Raw genomic sequence first — 18,768 nt, 5'->3', positions numbered from 1 at the left:
GGTTTTTTCTTGCAAAAGGTGCTTTTTACCTTTTGGCAGGGAAGGTTCTTAGACGCAAGGGGTTAGGAGACGTAACTGGATAAAATAAAAGCGGAAGCGGCTCGCTCAGAATGTGAGGGGGATGGAGCTTCAGACGTAGAGGCGCTTTTTGCCTCGAAGGAAGAAGCGAAGCCACCGATCATTCTAGCCGCTGCAGCTAGATAAAATAAGAGCCCTCTATATGATTAGAGGGCTCTTATTTTGTCGTTATGTGTCGGTAAGTCGATATATTGAAAAAACCGCCGATATAATTTCATTTACCGTTACGCAACACAAAAAAAGCTATTCTCAAACGATGGGAATAGCTCTTTTTCTTATGCAACCTTCTCTTCTGAAGTAACTCCGCGAATTTCATCAGCAGAGCGGATTGGATATTTACGGAACACAATAGATCCAATGTATCCGACAATAGTAGTAACGATTCCACATAATATAGCAGCAATTGTTACTTTTACAACGTCATTAAATCCGAATAGGACAAGAAGACCTGGAATTGGTGATGCTGTTCCTGGTGCATTATTAACAAGCTGGAATAGCGATGTAATAATACCGGCAAGTGCACCGCCAACGAAATTTGTCATATAGATTGGAATTGGATTTGCTGAGACAACATCGGCTTGTGTTAAAGGTTCGATTGCTACAGCAATTGTATCTTTCTTTGAACAAATTTTTAATCGTTTAAAGAAAATAAAGTTCATCGGGGCTGAGGCCGCAACGGCAAGACTACCAATCGCCATAGGTAAACCTGTTAATCCAAGCATTGCAGTTAGTGCCATAGAACTCAGTGGAGAGGTAGAAATAACTGTTATTAATCCACCAAGCATAATACCCATAATGATAGGGCTTTCTGTAGTTGCAACTGAAATCATAGAACCGATTTTACCGAGTGTTGCGTTAACAAGCGGATCCATAAGCATTGCCATTCCGCGTGAGATTGGTGCAGCGATAAATAGGATTGCTAAAAATTCCACGCCAGCTGGTAATTTCTTTTCGAGAAATTTCACGACGAAAGCACAAACGTATCCAGCGAAAAATCCTGGTAAAATACCGAATCCACTAGTAGCGATACCAATTAAAACAGCGTATACGGGGGAAACACCGATTGCTAATGCGACTAAAATCGCTGCTGCGACACCGCTCATACTACCGGAAGCTTCTCCTACTGATTGTAAAAAGTCATTATGAAACATTTCCCCACCTATATAACGGTGAAATGCTTCAATAAGAAAACTTGCGATTGCTGCATTAGCTAAAGCACCCATCGCCTTCATTCCATAAGGCGCACGGTAACTAAAAAGTGTAAATAGACAAAGTACAACAAGTAATAGTGCTAAACCTTGCAAGATAGCCATTTGAAAACTGTCTCCTTTGATTTTTGTAATAAAAATTCGTATCATTCAATAATAATATAAAAGTGTATGAAACGGAAAAATTTTTTCTTGGGAACTTGCTGTAAGAAAAATCCCTTACAATAATGTAAGGAAAGTGTAAGACTTTTAGATAGAGTATAGTATGCTCTTTTCCGTATAATACAAGTATAGATATAATACTAGTGAGAAAGAAGTGCAAACAGGAGGTTCATGTATGAAATTGGTAATTAAAGTTTTAGCTGTATTCGCCATTATTCTAGGTGGAACAGCGTATTATTTGAACACAAAAACAGAAGGTGTACATGCTTTTGTAGACAACTTCTTTTCAAATAAAGAAATACAAGATTATTATGCGGTTATAGATAAAGGTGAGAAAAAAGACGGAGAATACTTGTATACTTTTAAAGGGTATACAGAAGACGGAAAGTTACAGATCATTAAAAGAATGATGAACCGTGAATTGCATACGGGGGCGTTTATAAAAATTTATGCAAAAGGTATGCAAGGAAAAGGATGGGCTGAAATCCCGAAAGAATCTATTCCACAAAAAGCGTTGGAAAAAATAGAAAAACCATAAAAGGAGCGACTCATTCGCTCCTTTTTAGTGCGTTAAAATAGTGATAGATGTTTTTTCCTTGTTAGAAATAATTTTTGCACGTCCACCAATTGGGAAAGTGAAAATCGGGGTTGTATGCCCGAAACTTGCGTTTGCAATGATAGGAATATGTGCAAGTTCAGATTTTGAAGCAATCATTTCTTGAATGTCTTCTATCGTACATTCTGCACCTTTTTGCATCTTTCCTATAACGATTCCCTTTATGTATTCAAAATCTTGCTGCTGCATAAGGGAATGTAAATAACGATCAAAAGTTTTAAGAGTAGATGTTCCAGTTAAACTATCTTCTTCAATAAATAAAATTTTTTCCGTTAAATTTGGCATATATGGTGTGCCTTGCAGTAAGTTAAATGTGCTCATATTGCCACCGATAATATCTCCCGTAGCTTCTCCTTCCTGAATTGAAACGTATCCTTCATTTTTAATAAATTCTCGATTTTCCTGATCTATATACCAAGAATCATCGCTCCATGTTTCAGATGGCAGGACTTCAATAGGCTCATTAGAAGTTAAGCACTTTAAAAAGTAATCGGTTGTATACTCGAGCCCTTTCTCCATTCCAAAGGAAGAGAAATGGGGTCCTGAATATGTAACGAGCCCTGTTTTTGCGTAAATTGCATTATTTAAAGCAGTAATATCTGAATAACCACAGAAAAATTTCGGATTTTTACGAATTAGATCATAATCGAGATGTTTCAATAAACCATTGGAGTTGTATCCGCCAAGTGTCGTCAAAATAGCTTTTACATTAGGGTCTCCAAATGCTTTATGGAGGTCTTGAATGCGGGAAGAAATAGAAGAGGAAGCAAATCGATCTATCTCATCGGCATATTTTGAGAATGTAACTTGAAAGCCCATGTCGGTTAATCTTTTTATAGCAAATTTTTTATTTTCATTTGAAACAATACTTAAACTACACGATGGTGAAATCACTCGTATTTCATCACCCTTTTTTAACTTTGTTGGTATCACTATATTCACCTCTTTAATTGAAAGAATATTTAGATTTAAAAAATATTTTATCATATAAAATAAAGTAGAAGTGAATTATTTTTTGAAATGGAGTTTTCCTGATTTTTCAGCAGACAGACAGAGTCTTTTTTTGATATGATAGGAAAAGTGATTTATTATAAGTAGTATTTAATATCTATAACATTTGAAAGGTGTGCAAGACGTGGAGAAACAACTTGCAGGCTTGCCGGTACACGTTCATTTCGTAACAGAAATCCGTGAAGGGGCGAGGAAGGAAACCGTTGCTTTTGAAGCAAATGGTCAATACTATGTAAAAGGTCAAGGTACATATGTAACATTCCAGGAGCCGAACGAACAAGGCGAAGTGAAAACAATTATTAAAATTCAAGATGAACAAGTTCTCATTATGCGTTCAGGTGCTGTTTCTATGCGTCAGACGCATGTGAAAGGTGAATGGACAACTGGTACGTATACGAGTGAACTTGGTACGTTTGCATTGCAAACAAAGACTGATAACGTTCTTTTTAAATGGTCGGATGAAAAGAAAAAAGGACAACTCTTCTTAACTTACGCATTGCTTCTAAGTGAACAAGAAGCTGGCAGATATACTATTACAATTAATTTGAAGGAGGCAAAATAATGAATTCCTTAGAACAAGTAAAAGGATTGATTAAAGAAGAAATTCAGGCTGCTGTATTAAAGGCAGAATTAGCGACAGAAGAACAGATTCCAAACGTTGTATTAGAATCTCCAAAAGATAAAACAAATGGTGACTTCTCTACAAATATGGCAATGCAACTTGCACGCGTTGCGAAAAAAGCACCCCGTATGATTGCAGAAGAACTAGTTGCAAACTTCGATAAAGCAAAAGCTTCTATTGAAAAAATCGAAATCGCTGGTCCTGGTTTTATTAACTTCTATATGGATAATAGCTACTTAACAGATTTAATTCCAACAATCGTAAACGCTGGTGAAGCTTACGGTGAAACGAATACTGGTAAAGGTGAAAAAGTACAAGTTGAGTTCGTATCTGCGAATCCAACAGGTGACCTTCACTTAGGACATGCACGTGGTGCGGCAGTAGGTGACACTTTATGTAACCTATTAGCAAAAGCAGGCTACGATGTATCTCGTGAGTACTACATTAATGATGCTGGTAACCAAATTCATAACTTAGCTCTTTCTGTTGAAGCTCGTTACATGCAAGCTTTAGGCTTAGATAAAGAAATGCCAGAAGACGGTTATCATGGTGCGGATATCATTGGAATCGGTAAACGTTTAGCTGAAGAATTCGGCGATCGTTATGCGAAAGCTGATGAAAAAGAAAGTTATGAATTCTATCGTGAATACGGTTTAAAATATGAATTAGCAAAACTTCAAAAAGACTTAGAAAGCTTCCGTGTTAAATTTGATGTATGGTTCTCAGAAACATCACTATACAAAAACGGAAAAATCGATCAAGCTCTTGCTGTATTAAAAGAGCGTGAAGAGATCTTTGAAGAAGACGGCGCAACTTGGTTCCGTTCAATGACTTACGGCGATGACAAAAATCGTGTATTAATTAAAAACGACGGTTCTTACACATACTTAACGCCAGATATCGCGTATCACCGTGATAAATTAGAGCGTGGTTTTGATAAGTTAATCAACATTTGGGGTGCTGACCACCACGGTTACATTCCTCGTATGAAGGCTGCTATTCAAGCACTTGGTTACGATAAAGACACGCTTGAAGTAGAAATCATCCAAATGGTACAACTATATCAAAATGGTGAAAAAATGAAGATGAGTAAGCGTACGGGTAAAGCAGTTACACTTCGTGAGCTTATGGAAGAAGTAGGCGTGGACGCAATGCGTTACTTCTTCGCAATGCGTAGCGGTGACTCTCATTTAGACTTCGATATGGACTTAGCTGTATCAAAATCTAATGAAAACCCAGTATACTATGCACAATATGCTCATGCTCGCGTATGCAGTATCCTTCGTCAAGGTGAAGAGTTAGGATTAGCTACAGGCGGAGATGTGAACTACAAGCTTGTTACTTCTGAGAAAGAAGTAGAGTTACTGAAAAAACTTGGTGAATTCCCAGCTGTAGTTGCGGATGCAGCACAAAAACGTCTGCCACACCGTATTACAAACTATGCATTTGAATTAGCAGCAACATTACACAGCTTCTACAATGCAGAAAAAGTATTAAACCAAGATAACGTAGAATTAAGTAAAGCTCGTTATGAATTAATGAAAGCAGTACGCACTACACTTCAAAATGCATTAGCAATCGTAGGAGTATCTGCACCAGAAAAAATGTAATGAAGAAAAGCGGAAGCGGCTCGTTTAGAATAGGAGGGGGATGGAGCTCCTGACAGAGAGGTGTACTTTGCCTCGGAGGAAGGCGCGAAGCCACCGAGTATTCTAGCCGCTGGAACTGGAAAATAAAGAAAAGCGGAGCCGACTGTTTAGTCCCGAAGGCTAAGGTTCTTTCCCACAGAAGATGCATTTTATCTTCTCGTGGGGAAGGTTCTTAGACAGAAGGGGCTAGGAGGCAGAGCTGGACATAAAGAAAAGCGGAGCCGATTTTTCGCTTTCAGTAAAAGGCAATCACACAATGTTGTGATTGCCTTTTTGTATGGAGATAATAAAAAAAATTATCAAACAAAAGGGGAATTTGCGTCGTCTTATATAAATGACAGGAGGCTTATGATGGAAGAAAAGATAGAAGAATTAATTGATATATATAAGCAGCAAATATATTCCTTATGCTATAAGTTAGCGAAAACGAAAGAAGATGCGGAAGATATTTTTCAAGAGACGTGGATAAAGGTTTTTCATCAAGGCACCAACTTTTTTATGTGGATAATTATAAAAAGTGGATTACTACAATTTGCGTTCGTACATTTTATGACTTTTACCGCAAGAAGAAAAGATGGAAAGATCGCGTCTTAGATTTATTTCATAAAGAAGATGGTGGAGAAATAGATTTCGCAGATGATGTGAATATATCAGAAGAATTTATTCAAAAAGTGGAAGCGGAAATGATACGGGAAGTTATACAGCTATTGAATGAAAAATATAAAACCGTGCTCGTACTCTACTATTATGAACAATACTCTTATAAAGAAATGAGCGAAATATTAAATATACCGATTGGTACAGTGAAATATCGCCTTAATTATGCGAAGAAGCAAATGCGAGAACATTTGGAGGGGTTCGTTTATGACAGAAGATAAATTTGAACAGAAGGTAAAGAGTAGCTTAGCAGAAGAGATAACTCCAAACGAAGAGCTAATCAATAACACGAAGCAGAGTGTGCGAAAGGCTCAGAAGTTAGAGAAGAGGTGGCTAATTAGTATTCATGCCAGTTGGATTGTTTTGTTAACAATTGTTATAGAACAATTTATCACTCATTTGGATCATAAAATTCCTATGCTGATAGCAAGTGTGATTATGATGCATGTATACATTCCGATATATGTTGTAATACAGTCATTTTTAAAGAAGGAGTATAAATTACATGAAAGAGTTCGCTAATCCGTTTGTACTATTCGAAGTAGCTGGAGTGACGATGTTTTTAGCTTTTATAGCACTTTTAATATGTGTTGGGTCATGGGTATATACAGATGCTAAAGCACATCAAATGAGCAAAGGATGGAGTATTTTAGCAGTTATATTACCATTCTTTATTGGGTTTTTATTATATATGGCAAGAAGAAATAAAAAGAAGGTTGAAGGAGAACGTAAGGTGAATTTTGTTAAAAAACAGAAAGTAACATTAGTTGCGATATTGGCAAGCACAATGTTTGTATTACTTAGTGGTTTTACTTTTGCACAAACGTTAGATGATGCGTGGAGAGCCGGAGATATATATTTAGCAAATGAGAAGCAAGGGAAAACAAGTTACGAGGCAAAATTCTCATCATGGGATATTGCCGGTAAGGATATTGAATTTCAGTATGAAAAGGATACAGAAGTGACATTTTCTTATGAGACAGATGCAAAACGAGGAAACTTATGTTTTAGTGTGTATGAAAGACAAGGAGAAGGTATAAAAGAGTTAAAGGAAATTTGTGAATCGAAAAAAGGTACTTTTACAGTTACTTTAAAAGCAAATGAGGAATATGTATTGAATATAAGCGGATTAACAGTAAAAGATGGATTTGTAAAAGTGAATTGGGAAGAGAAATAAAAGGGGTCCTATAAAGGACCTCTTTTCTATTGAATAGTATAAGTAACAGAAAAACTAACAGGACTATAGTAAACGTAAGGTGCATGAAATTGAACATACATATTTCCATCTGTTTTTGCAGTGAAAATTCGGCCGTAACCATCAGAATAACGTCCAATAAGGTTATGATTTGAGTCATAAACACTGTAACTAGGAGTTTTGCTGTTAGGTTGAATTGTTAACTCTTGTCCCTTTTGAAGGAAAACAGGTTCTTGTTCAGAACTACCTCCAGTTTGCAAAGAATAAAATTTTGTAAAGCTTTGTTCTTGAGCGGCAGCAGCGACTTTTGTTTCAGGAATAAACGCGGTAGCGCCGGTAATACCTGCTAAAGTTAACGCACCTGCTAAAATCATTTTTTTCATAATAGAAAAAGCCTCCTTATAAGTTGTAATCGGTATTGTTACAGTTAATATTGTATACGATAATGAGTAGGATAAAATATGCTTTTATGCATATATATTTTTTCTCAATAAAAGACCACTGATAAAAATCAGTGGTCTTTTATTGATTAAGCAGCTTTCTGTTCAGTTTGAGTAACAGGTTTTTGAAGCGAGTTATAAACACCTGTTCCGATAACGTCTAATGCCATTTTCATTCGTTCAGGTGAAATATTTTCTAATACGTTATCTTGAGGTGTATGGTATACCTTCTCAATATGATAGATTAATGGATTCCAACTATCGACACCCATCCAAATAAATAGAGCAGCAGGAATACCAGCTTCAGTAAATGGAACATGATCACTAGAACCGAATTTACCTTGTAGGACGAGGTCATTATTTAGTTGTTTACCTGCTTGCAAGGCAGCGTCTGTTACAAAGTTTGTAGAGCCATCAGGTGTCATAGCATATAAATTCTTTGCTTTATCATAATTTGTTGCAACCATGTCGGCGTTAAAGACACCTAAAATACGGTCGCGTTCTTTTTGGGATAGACTATTCACGTAATAATCCGAACCAAGTAATCCAGTTTCTTCAGAACCAAAGGTAATAAAGCGAATTTCTTTATCAGTTTCTACATTTTGAAAAGCACGAGCTAGTTCTAATACTAATCCAGTTCCAGAAGCATTATCATTTGCGCCAGGTGCTCCGACAACACTATCATAGTGCGAGCTTACAACGACTTCTTTTTCATTACCTGTACTCTTCTTTGGTTTCTTTTTGGCGATAACATTTAGAGATGTTAATTTAGATTCATGTCTCGCTTTTAGGGAAAGAATTGTTGTCCCCTTTTTAGCGATTTCTTCTTTAAATGCATTTCCTTGCGCATAAGCAAGACCAAAGACAGGGATAGATTGCTTTTTCATTAGGCGGGGATTGAAGGTTTGTCCATAATTTCCGCGTCCGCCAATTAAACTGTATAAAAGAACACCTTTTGCACCTTTGCTAACAGCATTTTCAACTTGTTTATTATAGTCGGTAACTGTCGTTCCTCTTTCAAATAAAACAATTTTACCGTTTACTTCATTTGGAATATCTTCTAATTTTGTCCCACCTTGAACAAAGATAAGGGGAGCTGTAACAGCTTCTGTAGAAATTAGTGCATTAGGAGCAGCACCAGCTTGCCAATTACGTTTTGTTGATAGGGGTGATTCAATGAATCCAACGTATTGATCGGGCACCTGAAATGGTTGATATTCTACTTCATAGCCCATTGATTTAAGCTGCATACCAATGTAACGAGAAGCCCATTCTTCGGATTTTGTTCCACCGGGGCGAGGACCAATTGTTTCAGATAAGAAACGAACATGTTCAATCGCGCGGTTTGGATCAATCTGTTTTGTAATAGATGGAGTTTGTGTAACCTCTGACGTGGAATCCGCTTTTGCTTGCCCAATTGGAGCTAAGCTAACAGCAAGTGATACAGCAAGCAAAGAGCTTACTATTTTTTGTTTCAATGATTTTCTCATTTTTTCCTCTCCTATTCTTCTATTCTCTCTGACTGACAAAAGAAGACGGATAATGACTTTATTTTACCTTCACACCTTTTATTTTTAAATATTCTGACATTGAGAAATAAAAAAAACGATATATGCATATTTGCATATTTTTGAGGGAGATATGTATGCTATCATTTTAAACGAAGGTTCGCTTTCTACTCTGAAAGCTCCTACATTGCATGAATCTAGTGTACCCAAACTTTAGATTATGTAGAGGAATGGAACCACTGTAGGGTTTCATTTCTCATGTTTGAATCAGTTGATGGTAATTATGTTTCCGCATTTCATAATTATTATCAGTGATATATGTAAGGCATCCATATGAAAATAAGAGGCTGTTCAAAGGTTTTCCGTACTTTTGGGCAGCCTCACCCCGTTAAAAGGACGATACTTTATGTATCGTCCTTTTTGTATAAAAAAACATCCAATCAATTGAGAGATTGATTGGATGTGAAAAAATTATTAATAATTTTTTTTGCGTTTTGTAGCTAAAATACTTAATAATCCAGCTAGTAGAAGAACAATACCTACTGTTTGTGTAGGGTCTTCTTTATGACCTGTATTTGGAAGGTGCTTATCCGTATTTCGATCATCTTGCTGTTTGTTATCTGTTTTATTCGATGTTTCTTCGGAAGTTCCGTTTTCGTGTTTCTCAGGTGTTTCATTATTTTGTTCTTCAGAAGTTCCGTTTTCGTGTTTCTCAGATGTTTCATTGCCTTTGTTATCTTCTTTATTTGGAGGAGTAATTGGCTTGTCATCTCCACCTGAAGAAGATTCAATTTTTTTATTTGAAACTGTAATTTGTAGTGGCTTAGCTTGGGCTTTATCAATTGTAAAGTTTATTGGTGATGCATCTAATTGATAGCCTTTAGGAGCCTTTGTTTCTACTAATTGATAATTACCAGGTTTCAAATCATTTACGATTACTTTTCCGTGTTGATCTGTTTTTAAACCTTCTCGGATGACTTTTCCATCTTGGTCTAAAATATTGAAAATGGCACCTTCAAGTGTTCCATGGTGATCAATATCAACTTTAGTTAACTCAATTGAACCTGTTGTTAAACTATTTAAGGCTGTAACAGAGGTAACCTGAGATTGTCCTTTCGTAATTGTGAAAGGAATTGGTTTAACGTTTAAATCATAGCCAGTTGGAGCTTTCGTTTCAATGAACTGATAATCTCCCGGACGTAAATCAGAAACTGAAATCTTCCCATCTTTATCAGTAGTTAAATCAGTGCGAACAATTTTACCTTTCGCATCGATGATGTTAAACACTGCATCAGAAAGTTTTGTATCTGGATTTATATCATCCACTTTTATTAATTCTACAGCACCCTCAGTTAAGCTATTTGTAGCAGTAACTTGGAGCTTTTCTTTTTGGCTTTTCTTAATTGTAAACTTAATAGGTGTACTATCTAATTTATAGTGTTCAGGAGCTTTCGTTTCAATAAACTGATAGTCCCCAGGACGTAAATCAGAAACAGAAATTTTTCCATGTACATCTGTTGTAAGCTCAGTGCGAATGTCGTTACCATTCATATCAGTAATTTTAAATATCGCATCTTTAAGAGCAGTACCATCTACATCATCTACTTTAGAAAGTTCCACAGCGCCTTTCGTTAAGCTATTTGTAGCTGTAACGGAGATAGGATCAGCTTGGCTCTTTGTGATTGTGAAAGGAATTGGCTCTTTGTTTAAATCATAGTGTTTCGGAGCCGTTGTCTCGATGAATTGATAATCACCAGGACGTAGGTCAGAAACGCTAATTTTACCTTGTTGATTCGTAACAAGATCTTTGCGAATTACAGTGCCATTCATATCCACAATTTTAAATACTGCGCCTTCAAGAGTAGTGCCATCGACGTCATCCACTTTAGAAAGTTCCACGCCGCCTTTTGTTAAACTATTTTTCATAGTAACGGTAGCAATATCTTTTTGGCTTTTTTCAATTGTAAATATAATTGGTTTTTTGTCTAAATCATAGTGTTCAGGAGCCGTTATTTCAACGAATTGGTACGTACCAGGACGTAAGTTTTCGATAACGATTTTACCTTCACTGTTTGTTTTTAAATCTGTTTTAAGTACTTTGCCATCTTGATCTAGTAAATTAAATACCGCATCGGCAAGTTTTGTTTGAGTGTTTAAATCATCAACTTTAAGTAATTCGATACTACCTTGTTGTAAGCTATTTGTAGCAGTTAAAGAAATAGCTTTCTTCTGTCCTTTTTCAATAGTGAATTTGATTGGTGTTTCATCTAAAACGTAATGCTTCGGAGCTTTCGTTTCGATAAATTGGTAATCACCAGGACGTAGGTCGTTAATTTCGATTATTCCTTGTTCATTTGTAACAAGGTCTTTATGAACTACATCACCGTTCATATTAACAATTTTAAATACTGCATCTTTAAGAACAGTGCCATCAACATCATCTACTTTAGAAAGTTTAACTGCACCCTTTGTTAAAGCATTTGTAGCAGTGACATGAAGAGTTTCAGTTTGGCTCTTTTTAATTGTAAATACGATAGGTTTTTTATCTAAATCGTAATGTTCAGGAGCAATTGTTTCAACGAATTGATACGTACCAGGACGTAGGTTTTCAACAACAATTTTACCTTCATCATTTGTTTTTAAGCCTTCTTTAACTAGCTCTCCGTCTGCATCTAATAAATTAAATACGGCGTTAGCAAGTTTTGTATTCATATCAATATCGTCAATCTTTGTTAGTTCAACGCTACCGTTTTTCAAAGCATTTTTGCCTGTAACATTGATCTCTTTCGTTTGACTTCTTTCAATTGTAAATGGAATCGTTGTTTCATCTAATACATAGTGCTCAGGAGCTTTTGTTTCAATGAACTGATAGTCTCCAGGGCGTAAATCAGAAACAGAAATTTTACCGTTTTTATCTGTAACAAGATTCGTATGAACTTCCTTACCATTCATATCCACAATCTTAAAGATTGCACCTTCGAGCATCGTACGATCGATGTCATCAATTTTTGTTAATGTTACTGCACCTTTCTTTAAACTGTTAGTAGCGGTAACAGTAATATTCTCTTTTTGACTTTTTTCGATAGTGAACGGAATAGGGTCTTTGCTTAAGGTATAGTCTTTTGGAGCTTTTACTTCAATAAATTGATAGTCTCCAGGACGTAAATCAGAAGCAGTAATTTTACCGTTTTTATCAGTCGTTAAACCTTTGCGAATTACCTTTTTAGTATCATGAGCGTCAACGATTATAAATTCTGCACCTTCAAGAGTAGTGCCATCAACATCATCAACTTTTGTTAAAGTGACGCCACCTGTAAGTAAACTATTTTTTACAGTAACAGGGATAGGAAGATCTTCCTTACTAGCTTTTTTAATTGTGAACTTAATAGGTGTTTTGTCTAATTTATAATGTTCAGGGGCTTTTGTTTCGATAAATTGATAATCCCCTGGTGCTAAATCAGGAATAACTAATACTCCGTGATCATCTGTTGTTAAATCTTTCATAATTTCTTTGCCAGTTGCGTCTTGCAATGTGAATACAGCGCCGGCAAGAGCTTTACTACTTTCCACATCATCTTCTTTAATAAGTTTAACTTTTCCTTTCGTTAAACTATTTTTAAATGTAAGTGGAAGGAGTTTTTGTTGTCCTTTTTCGATTGTAAATTCAATTGGTTCTACATTTACATCGTAATAAGTTGGAGCCTTTGTTTCGATAAGTTTATAGTTACCAGGACGTAAGTCATCTACAACTAGCCTTCCTTTACTATTCGTAACAAGGTCCGTACGAACATCTTCATTAGTATCTCTATTAACGATTTTAAATACTGCACCTTCAAGTGTTTCCTTTTCATCTGCAGCATTCACTTTTGTTAACTCAATACCGCCTTTTGTTAAGCTGTTTTTAGCGGTAACAGTAGCCTGAGTTGTTTGACTTTCTGTAATCGTAAATTTAATTGGTTTTGTATTTTTGTCGTAATACTTCGGTGCTGTTACTTCGATAAATTTATAATCGCCAGGGCGTAAGCCAGTAGCGATAGCTTTACCATCCGCACCAGTTTTTACATTTTCGCGAATGACTTTCTTTTCATCATTAGCATCAACAATTTTAAATACAGCACCTTCAAGAGCTGTACCATCGATATCATCAACTTTTGTTAATTCAACATCTCCTGGTTTTAAAGCATTTTCAGCTTTCACAAGTAGAGTTTCTTTCTGACTTCTATCGATTGTAAATTCAATAGGTTCTGCTCGTAAAACGTAATGTTCAGGAGCAGCTATTTCAATAAATTTATACGTACCAGGACGTAGGTTACTAACTTTAACTTTACCGTGTTTATCAGTAGTTAAGTTAGTGTAAGGGGAAACGTCATTATTATTTGTATCGACAAGCTTGAATACTGCACCTTCAAGGGGTTTTTTCTCACCAAACTCATCAACTTTTAATAATTCAACTTCGCCCGTTTTTAAGCTGTTATTTGCCGTAACAGTAGCAAGAGCTTGTTGGCTTTTATCAATTGTAAACTCGATAGGGTTTGTACTTAACGTATAATCCTTAGGAGCTTCTGTTTCAATAAATTTATAAACACCAGGCTCTAGATCTTTAATGGTAACTTTTCCATCTGAACCTGTTTTTATATTTTCACGAATTACTTGTTTCTCGTCATTCGCATCGACAATTTTAAATACAGCACCTTCAAGGGCAGTGCCATCGACATCATCGACTTTCGTTAAAGTGACACCACCTTTAATGAGGTGATTTGTCGCGGTAACAGTAAGTGCTTTCTGTTGGCTTTTTTCAATTGTAAATTTAAGCGGTTTTTTATCTATTTCATAATGTTCAGGTGCTTTCTCTTCAACAAACTGGTACTCTCCAGGAAGTAAATTTTTCGCTTCGATTTGTCCGTTACCATTTGTCGTTAATTTGGTATAACCAGGAATTCTTTTGTTATTTTGGTCCCGTACACTAAATACAGCACCTTCTAAAGTATTACCCTCTTTATCAACTTTTGTTAGGATAGCTGAGCCTCTAATTAAGCTGTTTTGGGCCGTTTTATTGATTACTGTTGTTTGATCTTCCTCGATTGTAAATTCAATAAGTCGATCATCTAATTGATAATGCTCAGGAGCCTTTATTTCTTTTAAATAGTAAGTTCCTGGTTTTAAATTATCTACAGTAATTTGTCCTTTATCATTTGTTGTTAATTTTTCGTGTTCTGAAATTATTTTTTTATCTTTATCAAGTAGTGTGAAAACGGCACCTTGCAGTGTGACGTTTTTATTCAGGTCATCAGACTTTGTTAAAACTACTTTACCGACAAACTTCTTATTTGCAAGTTTATATGTTGTAGTCTCTTGTGTACCAAGTTCAACAATTTTCCCTTGTTTTAAATCCCAGCTAATTACATAGCCTTCAGGAGCCTTTGTTTCTTTTAATAAATATTTATCGCGTTTTAAATTATTAAATTTAGCGATACCGTCTTTGTCTGTTGTAATTTTACGGATAACAGTTTTACCTGTACGATCGTATAAAGTAAATTCTGCCCCAGCTAATAGTGCGTTTTTATTGTCGTTATCTACCTTTATAATTTCAAGGTTTCCACGGCCTTTAGTAGCAGATCCTCCGCCTGAACCAGAAGACATTCTCACTTCAATCGTTTCAGTAGTTTCTGTGTTTTTAACTGTCAACTTATTGCCTGTGATTTTCGCTTTATTACTTACTTTTTCTTTATCGTCTGCATTAATAAGTGAGCGATATTCTAAAATATAAGCTCGATCAATTTTTTTCAAGAAGGCAATTTCGAAATGTTGCTTTCCGGTATTATTGTCTGTTGTTATTTTGAGTTTATAGTCTGTTCCTTCTTTTAATTCGTTTACTGTATCTTTTGTTAAATTTCCATATGGATCAACAGTTGTAGGATATAAGTGGAATGAATCTTCCACAATTACCTGATTTTCGGTTGGGTCATCTGTTACAACGGCATCTGCAATGGTTGATTGGCTTTCGTTAATTGCGATACTCCAATTAATATAGTTGTCGTCTTGCACAGCTTTTTTAGTAACGAAGCTGCCACCTTTATTTACTTGAGTGTCACCTGTAAGGGTGTTTACAATTTTAGAGCCATCTTTTAAATCTGCCTCGTTTTTGTAGGTACCTTGGATAAGTTCACCATCAAGGCTTGTTTTAAAGATAATATAGTAAGGTGAATTAATTGATTGTTTGAAATGAACCTTTAGGGTGTTTTTATTGTTCTCTGTAGGTTCTTCAAGTTCATATTGCTCAGTTGGTACAGCATTACCAGGTTGTGCATTATTAGGATTTCCATTTAAAATCATATCGCGCACTTCAATGGATCCAGGCACTAACTTTTGTTTATCTTGTATGACGTCTATAACATAAGGATCTTTAATCTCAACATTATTATAGTTAAAGCCTATTATCCAAGTAATTTCCTTCGTTTGGGCGTTATAAGAACCGTATTTATAACCATTTGCTTTTGTGAAAGTATCAGGATCAAAATTAGCTTCAACCTTATTTGATTGTGGATTAGAATCCGTATCTATCCAAGATAGGTTACCTGTATTTTTAAATGAAGTTTTACCACTTTCTAGCTTTGTATAATCAAAGTCTGTCGTATATTTTACGACTAATGTCTTTGTCATATTAGACTGATACGTACCTATAAGAGTAATTTTGAAGCCTTTATCTGTTGTATCTAAAATATAGTCAGTCCCAGCCTGAAGGGTATAATTACCGTCTTTAATTTCTAGTTTCTTATCTTTTAATTGTAATCCACCATGATCAAAGGTGTCCGTAATGATCGCGTTGTTTAATGGATAGTTGTTATTATTTACTATAATTGTCCAAGTTGTTGTTTTGTCTTTATAATTTGTTTCAGCTTTATTATTAGATTTAATAATATTTTGCTGCTTGAAGCTAGCTTCATTTTCTTTACTTGAATCATTATCAGCTGTAACTTTATTTTTTACTTTTCCATCTTCTATAACTTTATTAGTTGGCTTGGTTTTATAGGTAATCACATAAGCACTATTAATATCATCATTAAACTGTAAATCGAAGCCATTCTTCTTGTTACTTACAGTGTAATTATTAACAGCGTCTCCTGTTACAAGCGTTCCTTTTTCATTATATGAAGCGTTTTTTACAACAATAGAATTTGCATCTAGTTCATGTGTATCGTCAAAAATATCTTTTAAAATCGCATCTGCTTTTTTGATCTCTCTTTGATCACCATTGTAAGTAATTGTCCACTCAATTGTTTGCGTCTTTGGATCATATTTACTTGTTTTATTTAAGTGTGTACCACGAGAAACCGTTACAGTAGAGCTTGCGTTTTGTTGCTTTTGATTATCACTCGTTATCGTAACGTTATTTCGGAAACTTTTAATATTTTCATCAGTAATTTTTGTGGCATATTCGATTTGATATGCTTTATTGATAGAATCTTTAAAAGCAATCTCCAATTTTGAGCCATCTGATGAAATAATATTGTAATCTGTTGGCTCAGCTTCTGCACCACGCGTTACATTCCCATTAACATCAACTTCTAAATAATAAACTTTAATAGAATCTTTATTTAAGTTTGTACCTTGTGGAATGTTATCTTTAAAAATAGCGTTTTTAAGGGTGTCTTGCGTTTTGTTCATCTCTACTTTCCAATTAATTTCATTTGTATTAATTGGTCTATCAGGTAATCCTTTTTTATTCGTAGCTGTTTGTACATTAGGCTTAAAGTCAACTGTAATAGAAACATCCTTATCTTTAATCGGGAAAGGAATTTCTTGTGTTGTTGTACCTTTAATTTCAGCTTTATTAAATTCTGTCTTTAATTGTAGGTTACCAGCAACATCTGGATGCTCTTCAACATAATCGTTGAATGTCATCGTGACTTTTCCATCTTTTGTAACAGTAAAATTACCAATTTGATGGTTTTCACTATCATATAAAGGACTGTTAATTGTATTGTAAATCTTAAAATGTTTAGGAAGATCAAAAATATAGTAATCTCCATTTTTCACATTCATTGACTTTAAAAGTTCCCATGTAAACTCAATATTGGCAGGGGAATCTGTACTTGGACGGTTATCCTCTGTAAATGGTTTTCCGTCTTTATCCGTCAACTTTACACCGGTTAAAATGTTTGTTGTTATTTGCTTTGGACCTGAATTTGTATTCTCAGCAGGGTCGCTTGATAGCTTTTGTTCTGGATTGTCAGTAGCAATTTTAGCTGCTAGGTTTTGTTCCGGATTATCAGTGGCAGTTTTAGCTGCTGGGTTTTGTTCCGGATTATCAGTGGCAGTTTTAGCTGCTGGGTTTTGTTCCGGATTATCGGTAACAGTTTTAGTTGCTGGGTTTTGTTCCGGATTATCAGTAACAGTTTTAGTTGCTGGATCTTGCTCCGGATTGTCAGTAACAGGTTTAGCTACTGGATCTTGCGCTTGTTTATTAGTATCCTGTTTGGTGCCATCTTCTTTAGAGTTTTCTACTTGAACAGGAACTGATATAGGCTGAACCATTGTTCCTAAAGGAAAAGCGATTTGAACAGATTTTTCCCCAGGTTTTAAAGTTGAGTTAAACACGGTATCAACTTTAATTTTTCCTTTAGCGTCTTTCAAATTTTCTACTTGATCATTAAATATTAATTTTAGTTTATTATCTTTAGCTGTTATAAAATATTGACCAATATTTTTTTGATCTGTTACTAAATCCCCTTGCAAATCTTTAGATACTTTTAATGCAAGTGGTATTTGAACTACTGCTGTATCATTTGCGTGTGCAACTTGTTGATCCTTTATTGACCAAGCGTATTCTACTTGAATGGTTGATCCTATCTTTATTAAATTGTTAGGATTTTTTGCTTCGTCAATAATATGATTCGTCGCATCTTTCATTTCAACAGTGTCAAATAAGGAATCTCCTGTTAAGGTTTCCGCTTTTACTTGATTGTATGGAAAACTAGCAAGTTGCGAAAATAGTACGAATACAATTAAACATACATTAAAAAGTTTTTTCATTTTTCCTCCTCTGAACATTCATTTGTCCATTGGGGACTTATTCCACATGAACAAATGGAATATTAAAAGTATTTGTTATAAGCTATTTATTTTTGTTATCCCTCCGTTTCTATACGCGTTCTCAGACAAACAGAATTATGTTCAAAGCAATATTATTTAACGTAAAACAAAATGTATATTTACACAGTTCTATGGAAATATACACAATTCGACAAAAAATGTCGAAAAAAATACTGATATAAATAATGATATCAGACCTTTATATGTGAGATAGTTTTCATGTATATCTAGTAAAAAAGAATGGTTATAAAGGTAAGTTTTACGATACATACTAACCAATGTAGTGTATCCCTTTGTGAAGGCTTATTTTTGCCTTAAAGTTATGTGGAAATAAAAATCTAGATAGGGTTGGTTTTGGTCAGAATGAAGACAATATGTACTTTGAAAATAGTCATTTATTTTGTCTAAAGAGAGTTGTGCGATTAGTGGACCGAAGTTGAAAGGTGATAGTTTCTTACATTGTTAGAGAAATATAAGGATTACAGAATATTCGACTAACACGTTACTACGGTCATTTTTGAGCCTGTTT

At 35.1% G+C, this 18,768-nt stretch carries 10 protein-coding genes and 1 pseudogene; 6 read left to right on the top strand and 5 right to left on the bottom strand.

Annotation, left to right across the window (positions count from 1 at the left end):
• Positions 1-353: 353 nt before the first annotated feature.
• Entirely contained in the window at positions 354-1,391 is a 1,038-nt protein-coding gene (locus tag NST27_RS26255) for a PTS sugar transporter subunit IIC (protein ID WP_000996332.1), read from the bottom strand.
• A gap of 232 nt (positions 1,392-1,623) precedes the next feature.
• Between NST27_RS26255 and NST27_RS26250 the strand changes: the two genes are divergently transcribed.
• Positions 1,624-1,986 carry a YxeA family protein gene (locus tag NST27_RS26250; protein ID WP_000779920.1) on the top strand — a complete coding sequence of 121 codons (363 nt, stop codon included), beginning with the start codon at positions 1,624-1,626 and terminating at the stop codon, positions 1,984-1,986.
• Between the two features lie 24 nt (positions 1,987-2,010).
• Here the strand turns inward: NST27_RS26250 and NST27_RS26245 are convergent, their stop codons facing one another.
• Positions 2,011-2,997: a S66 family peptidase gene (locus NST27_RS26245; protein ID WP_047387295.1), complete on the bottom strand. Its 987-nt coding sequence runs from the start codon at positions 2,995-2,997 to the stop codon at positions 2,011-2,013.
• A 202-nt stretch (positions 2,998-3,199) separates the two neighbouring features.
• On the opposite strand from NST27_RS26245, the gene NST27_RS26240 reads away from it, so the two are divergent.
• From NST27_RS26240 to NST27_RS26220, 5 genes and pseudogenes are all read left to right on the top strand, one after another.
• The gene (locus NST27_RS26240) at positions 3,200-3,637 is read left to right on the top strand and encodes a DUF1934 domain-containing protein (protein ID WP_000414867.1); all 438 of its coding nucleotides are present in this window, start codon (positions 3,200-3,202) and stop codon (positions 3,635-3,637) included.
• Positions 3,637-5,307: an arginine--tRNA ligase gene (argS, locus tag NST27_RS26235; RefSeq protein WP_001086445.1), complete on the top strand. Its 1,671-nt coding sequence runs from the start codon at positions 3,637-3,639 to the stop codon at positions 5,305-5,307. The genes NST27_RS26240 and argS overlap by 1 nt, the downstream gene beginning before the upstream one ends.
• A gap of 390 nt (positions 5,308-5,697) precedes the next feature.
• Positions 5,698-6,224, top strand: a pseudogene (locus NST27_RS26230) (RNA polymerase sigma factor).
• Positions 6,211-6,525, top strand: a complete 315-nt coding sequence (locus tag NST27_RS26225) for a hypothetical protein (protein WP_000133819.1) — start codon at positions 6,211-6,213, stop codon at positions 6,523-6,525. Before NST27_RS26230 ends, NST27_RS26225 begins: the two are co-directional and overlap by 14 nt.
• Positions 6,509-7,180, top strand: a complete 672-nt coding sequence (locus tag NST27_RS26220; RefSeq protein WP_000657196.1) for a hypothetical protein — start codon at positions 6,509-6,511, stop codon at positions 7,178-7,180. The genes NST27_RS26225 and NST27_RS26220 overlap by 17 nt, the downstream gene beginning before the upstream one ends.
• Positions 7,181-7,206: 26 nt before the next feature.
• Here the strand turns inward: NST27_RS26220 and NST27_RS26215 are convergent, their stop codons facing one another.
• The 3 genes from NST27_RS26215 to NST27_RS26205 all read right to left on the bottom strand — a co-directional run bounded on the left by NST27_RS26215 (position 7,207) and on the right by NST27_RS26205 (position 18,179).
• Complete coding sequence (locus tag NST27_RS26215; RefSeq protein ID WP_000738223.1) at positions 7,207-7,581, bottom strand: hypothetical protein; 375 nt, start codon at positions 7,579-7,581, stop codon at positions 7,207-7,209.
• A gap of 146 nt (positions 7,582-7,727) precedes the next feature.
• A complete protein-coding gene (locus NST27_RS26210; RefSeq protein ID WP_001232228.1) occupies positions 7,728-9,128 on the bottom strand; it encodes a M28 family metallopeptidase in 1,401 nt (466 codons plus the stop codon).
• 492 nt (positions 9,129-9,620) lie between these two features.
• A complete protein-coding gene (locus NST27_RS26205; protein ID WP_061661649.1) occupies positions 9,621-18,179 on the bottom strand; it encodes a SpaA isopeptide-forming pilin-related protein in 8,559 nt (2,852 codons plus the stop codon).
• Between the last annotated feature and the right edge of the window lie 589 nt (positions 18,180-18,768).

It is taken from the genome of Bacillus sp. FSL W8-0770, from assembly GCF_038008705.1.
GTDB lineage: Bacteria > Bacillota > Bacilli > Bacillales > Bacillaceae_G > Bacillus_A > Bacillus_A cereus.
Note: the sequence above shows the minus strand (reverse complement) of the source record. Positions and strands in the feature narration are given on the sequence as shown.

Excerpts from the sequence above, each read along its gene's own strand:
- NST27_RS26205 (WP_061661649.1), bottom strand. The coding sequence starts at position 18,179 with ATGAAAAAACTTTTTAATGTATGTTTAATTGTATTCGTACTATTTTCG.
- argS (WP_001086445.1), top strand. The coding sequence starts at position 3,637 with ATGAATTCCTTAGAACAAGTAAAAGGATTGATTAAAGAAGAAATTCAG.
- NST27_RS26225 (WP_000133819.1), top strand. The coding sequence starts at position 6,211 with ATGACAGAAGATAAATTTGAACAGAAGGTAAAGAGTAGCTTAGCAGAA.
- NST27_RS26210 (WP_001232228.1), bottom strand. The coding sequence starts at position 9,128 with ATGAGAAAATCATTGAAACAAAAAATAGTAAGCTCTTTGCTTGCTGTA.
- NST27_RS26255 (WP_000996332.1), bottom strand. The coding sequence starts at position 1,391 with ATGGCTATCTTGCAAGGTTTAGCACTATTACTTGTTGTACTTTGTCTA.
- NST27_RS26220 (WP_000657196.1), top strand. The coding sequence starts at position 6,509 with ATGAAAGAGTTCGCTAATCCGTTTGTACTATTCGAAGTAGCTGGAGTG.
- NST27_RS26250 (WP_000779920.1), top strand. The coding sequence starts at position 1,624 with ATGAAATTGGTAATTAAAGTTTTAGCTGTATTCGCCATTATTCTAGGT.
- NST27_RS26215 (WP_000738223.1), bottom strand. The coding sequence starts at position 7,581 with ATGAAAAAAATGATTTTAGCAGGTGCGTTAACTTTAGCAGGTATTACC.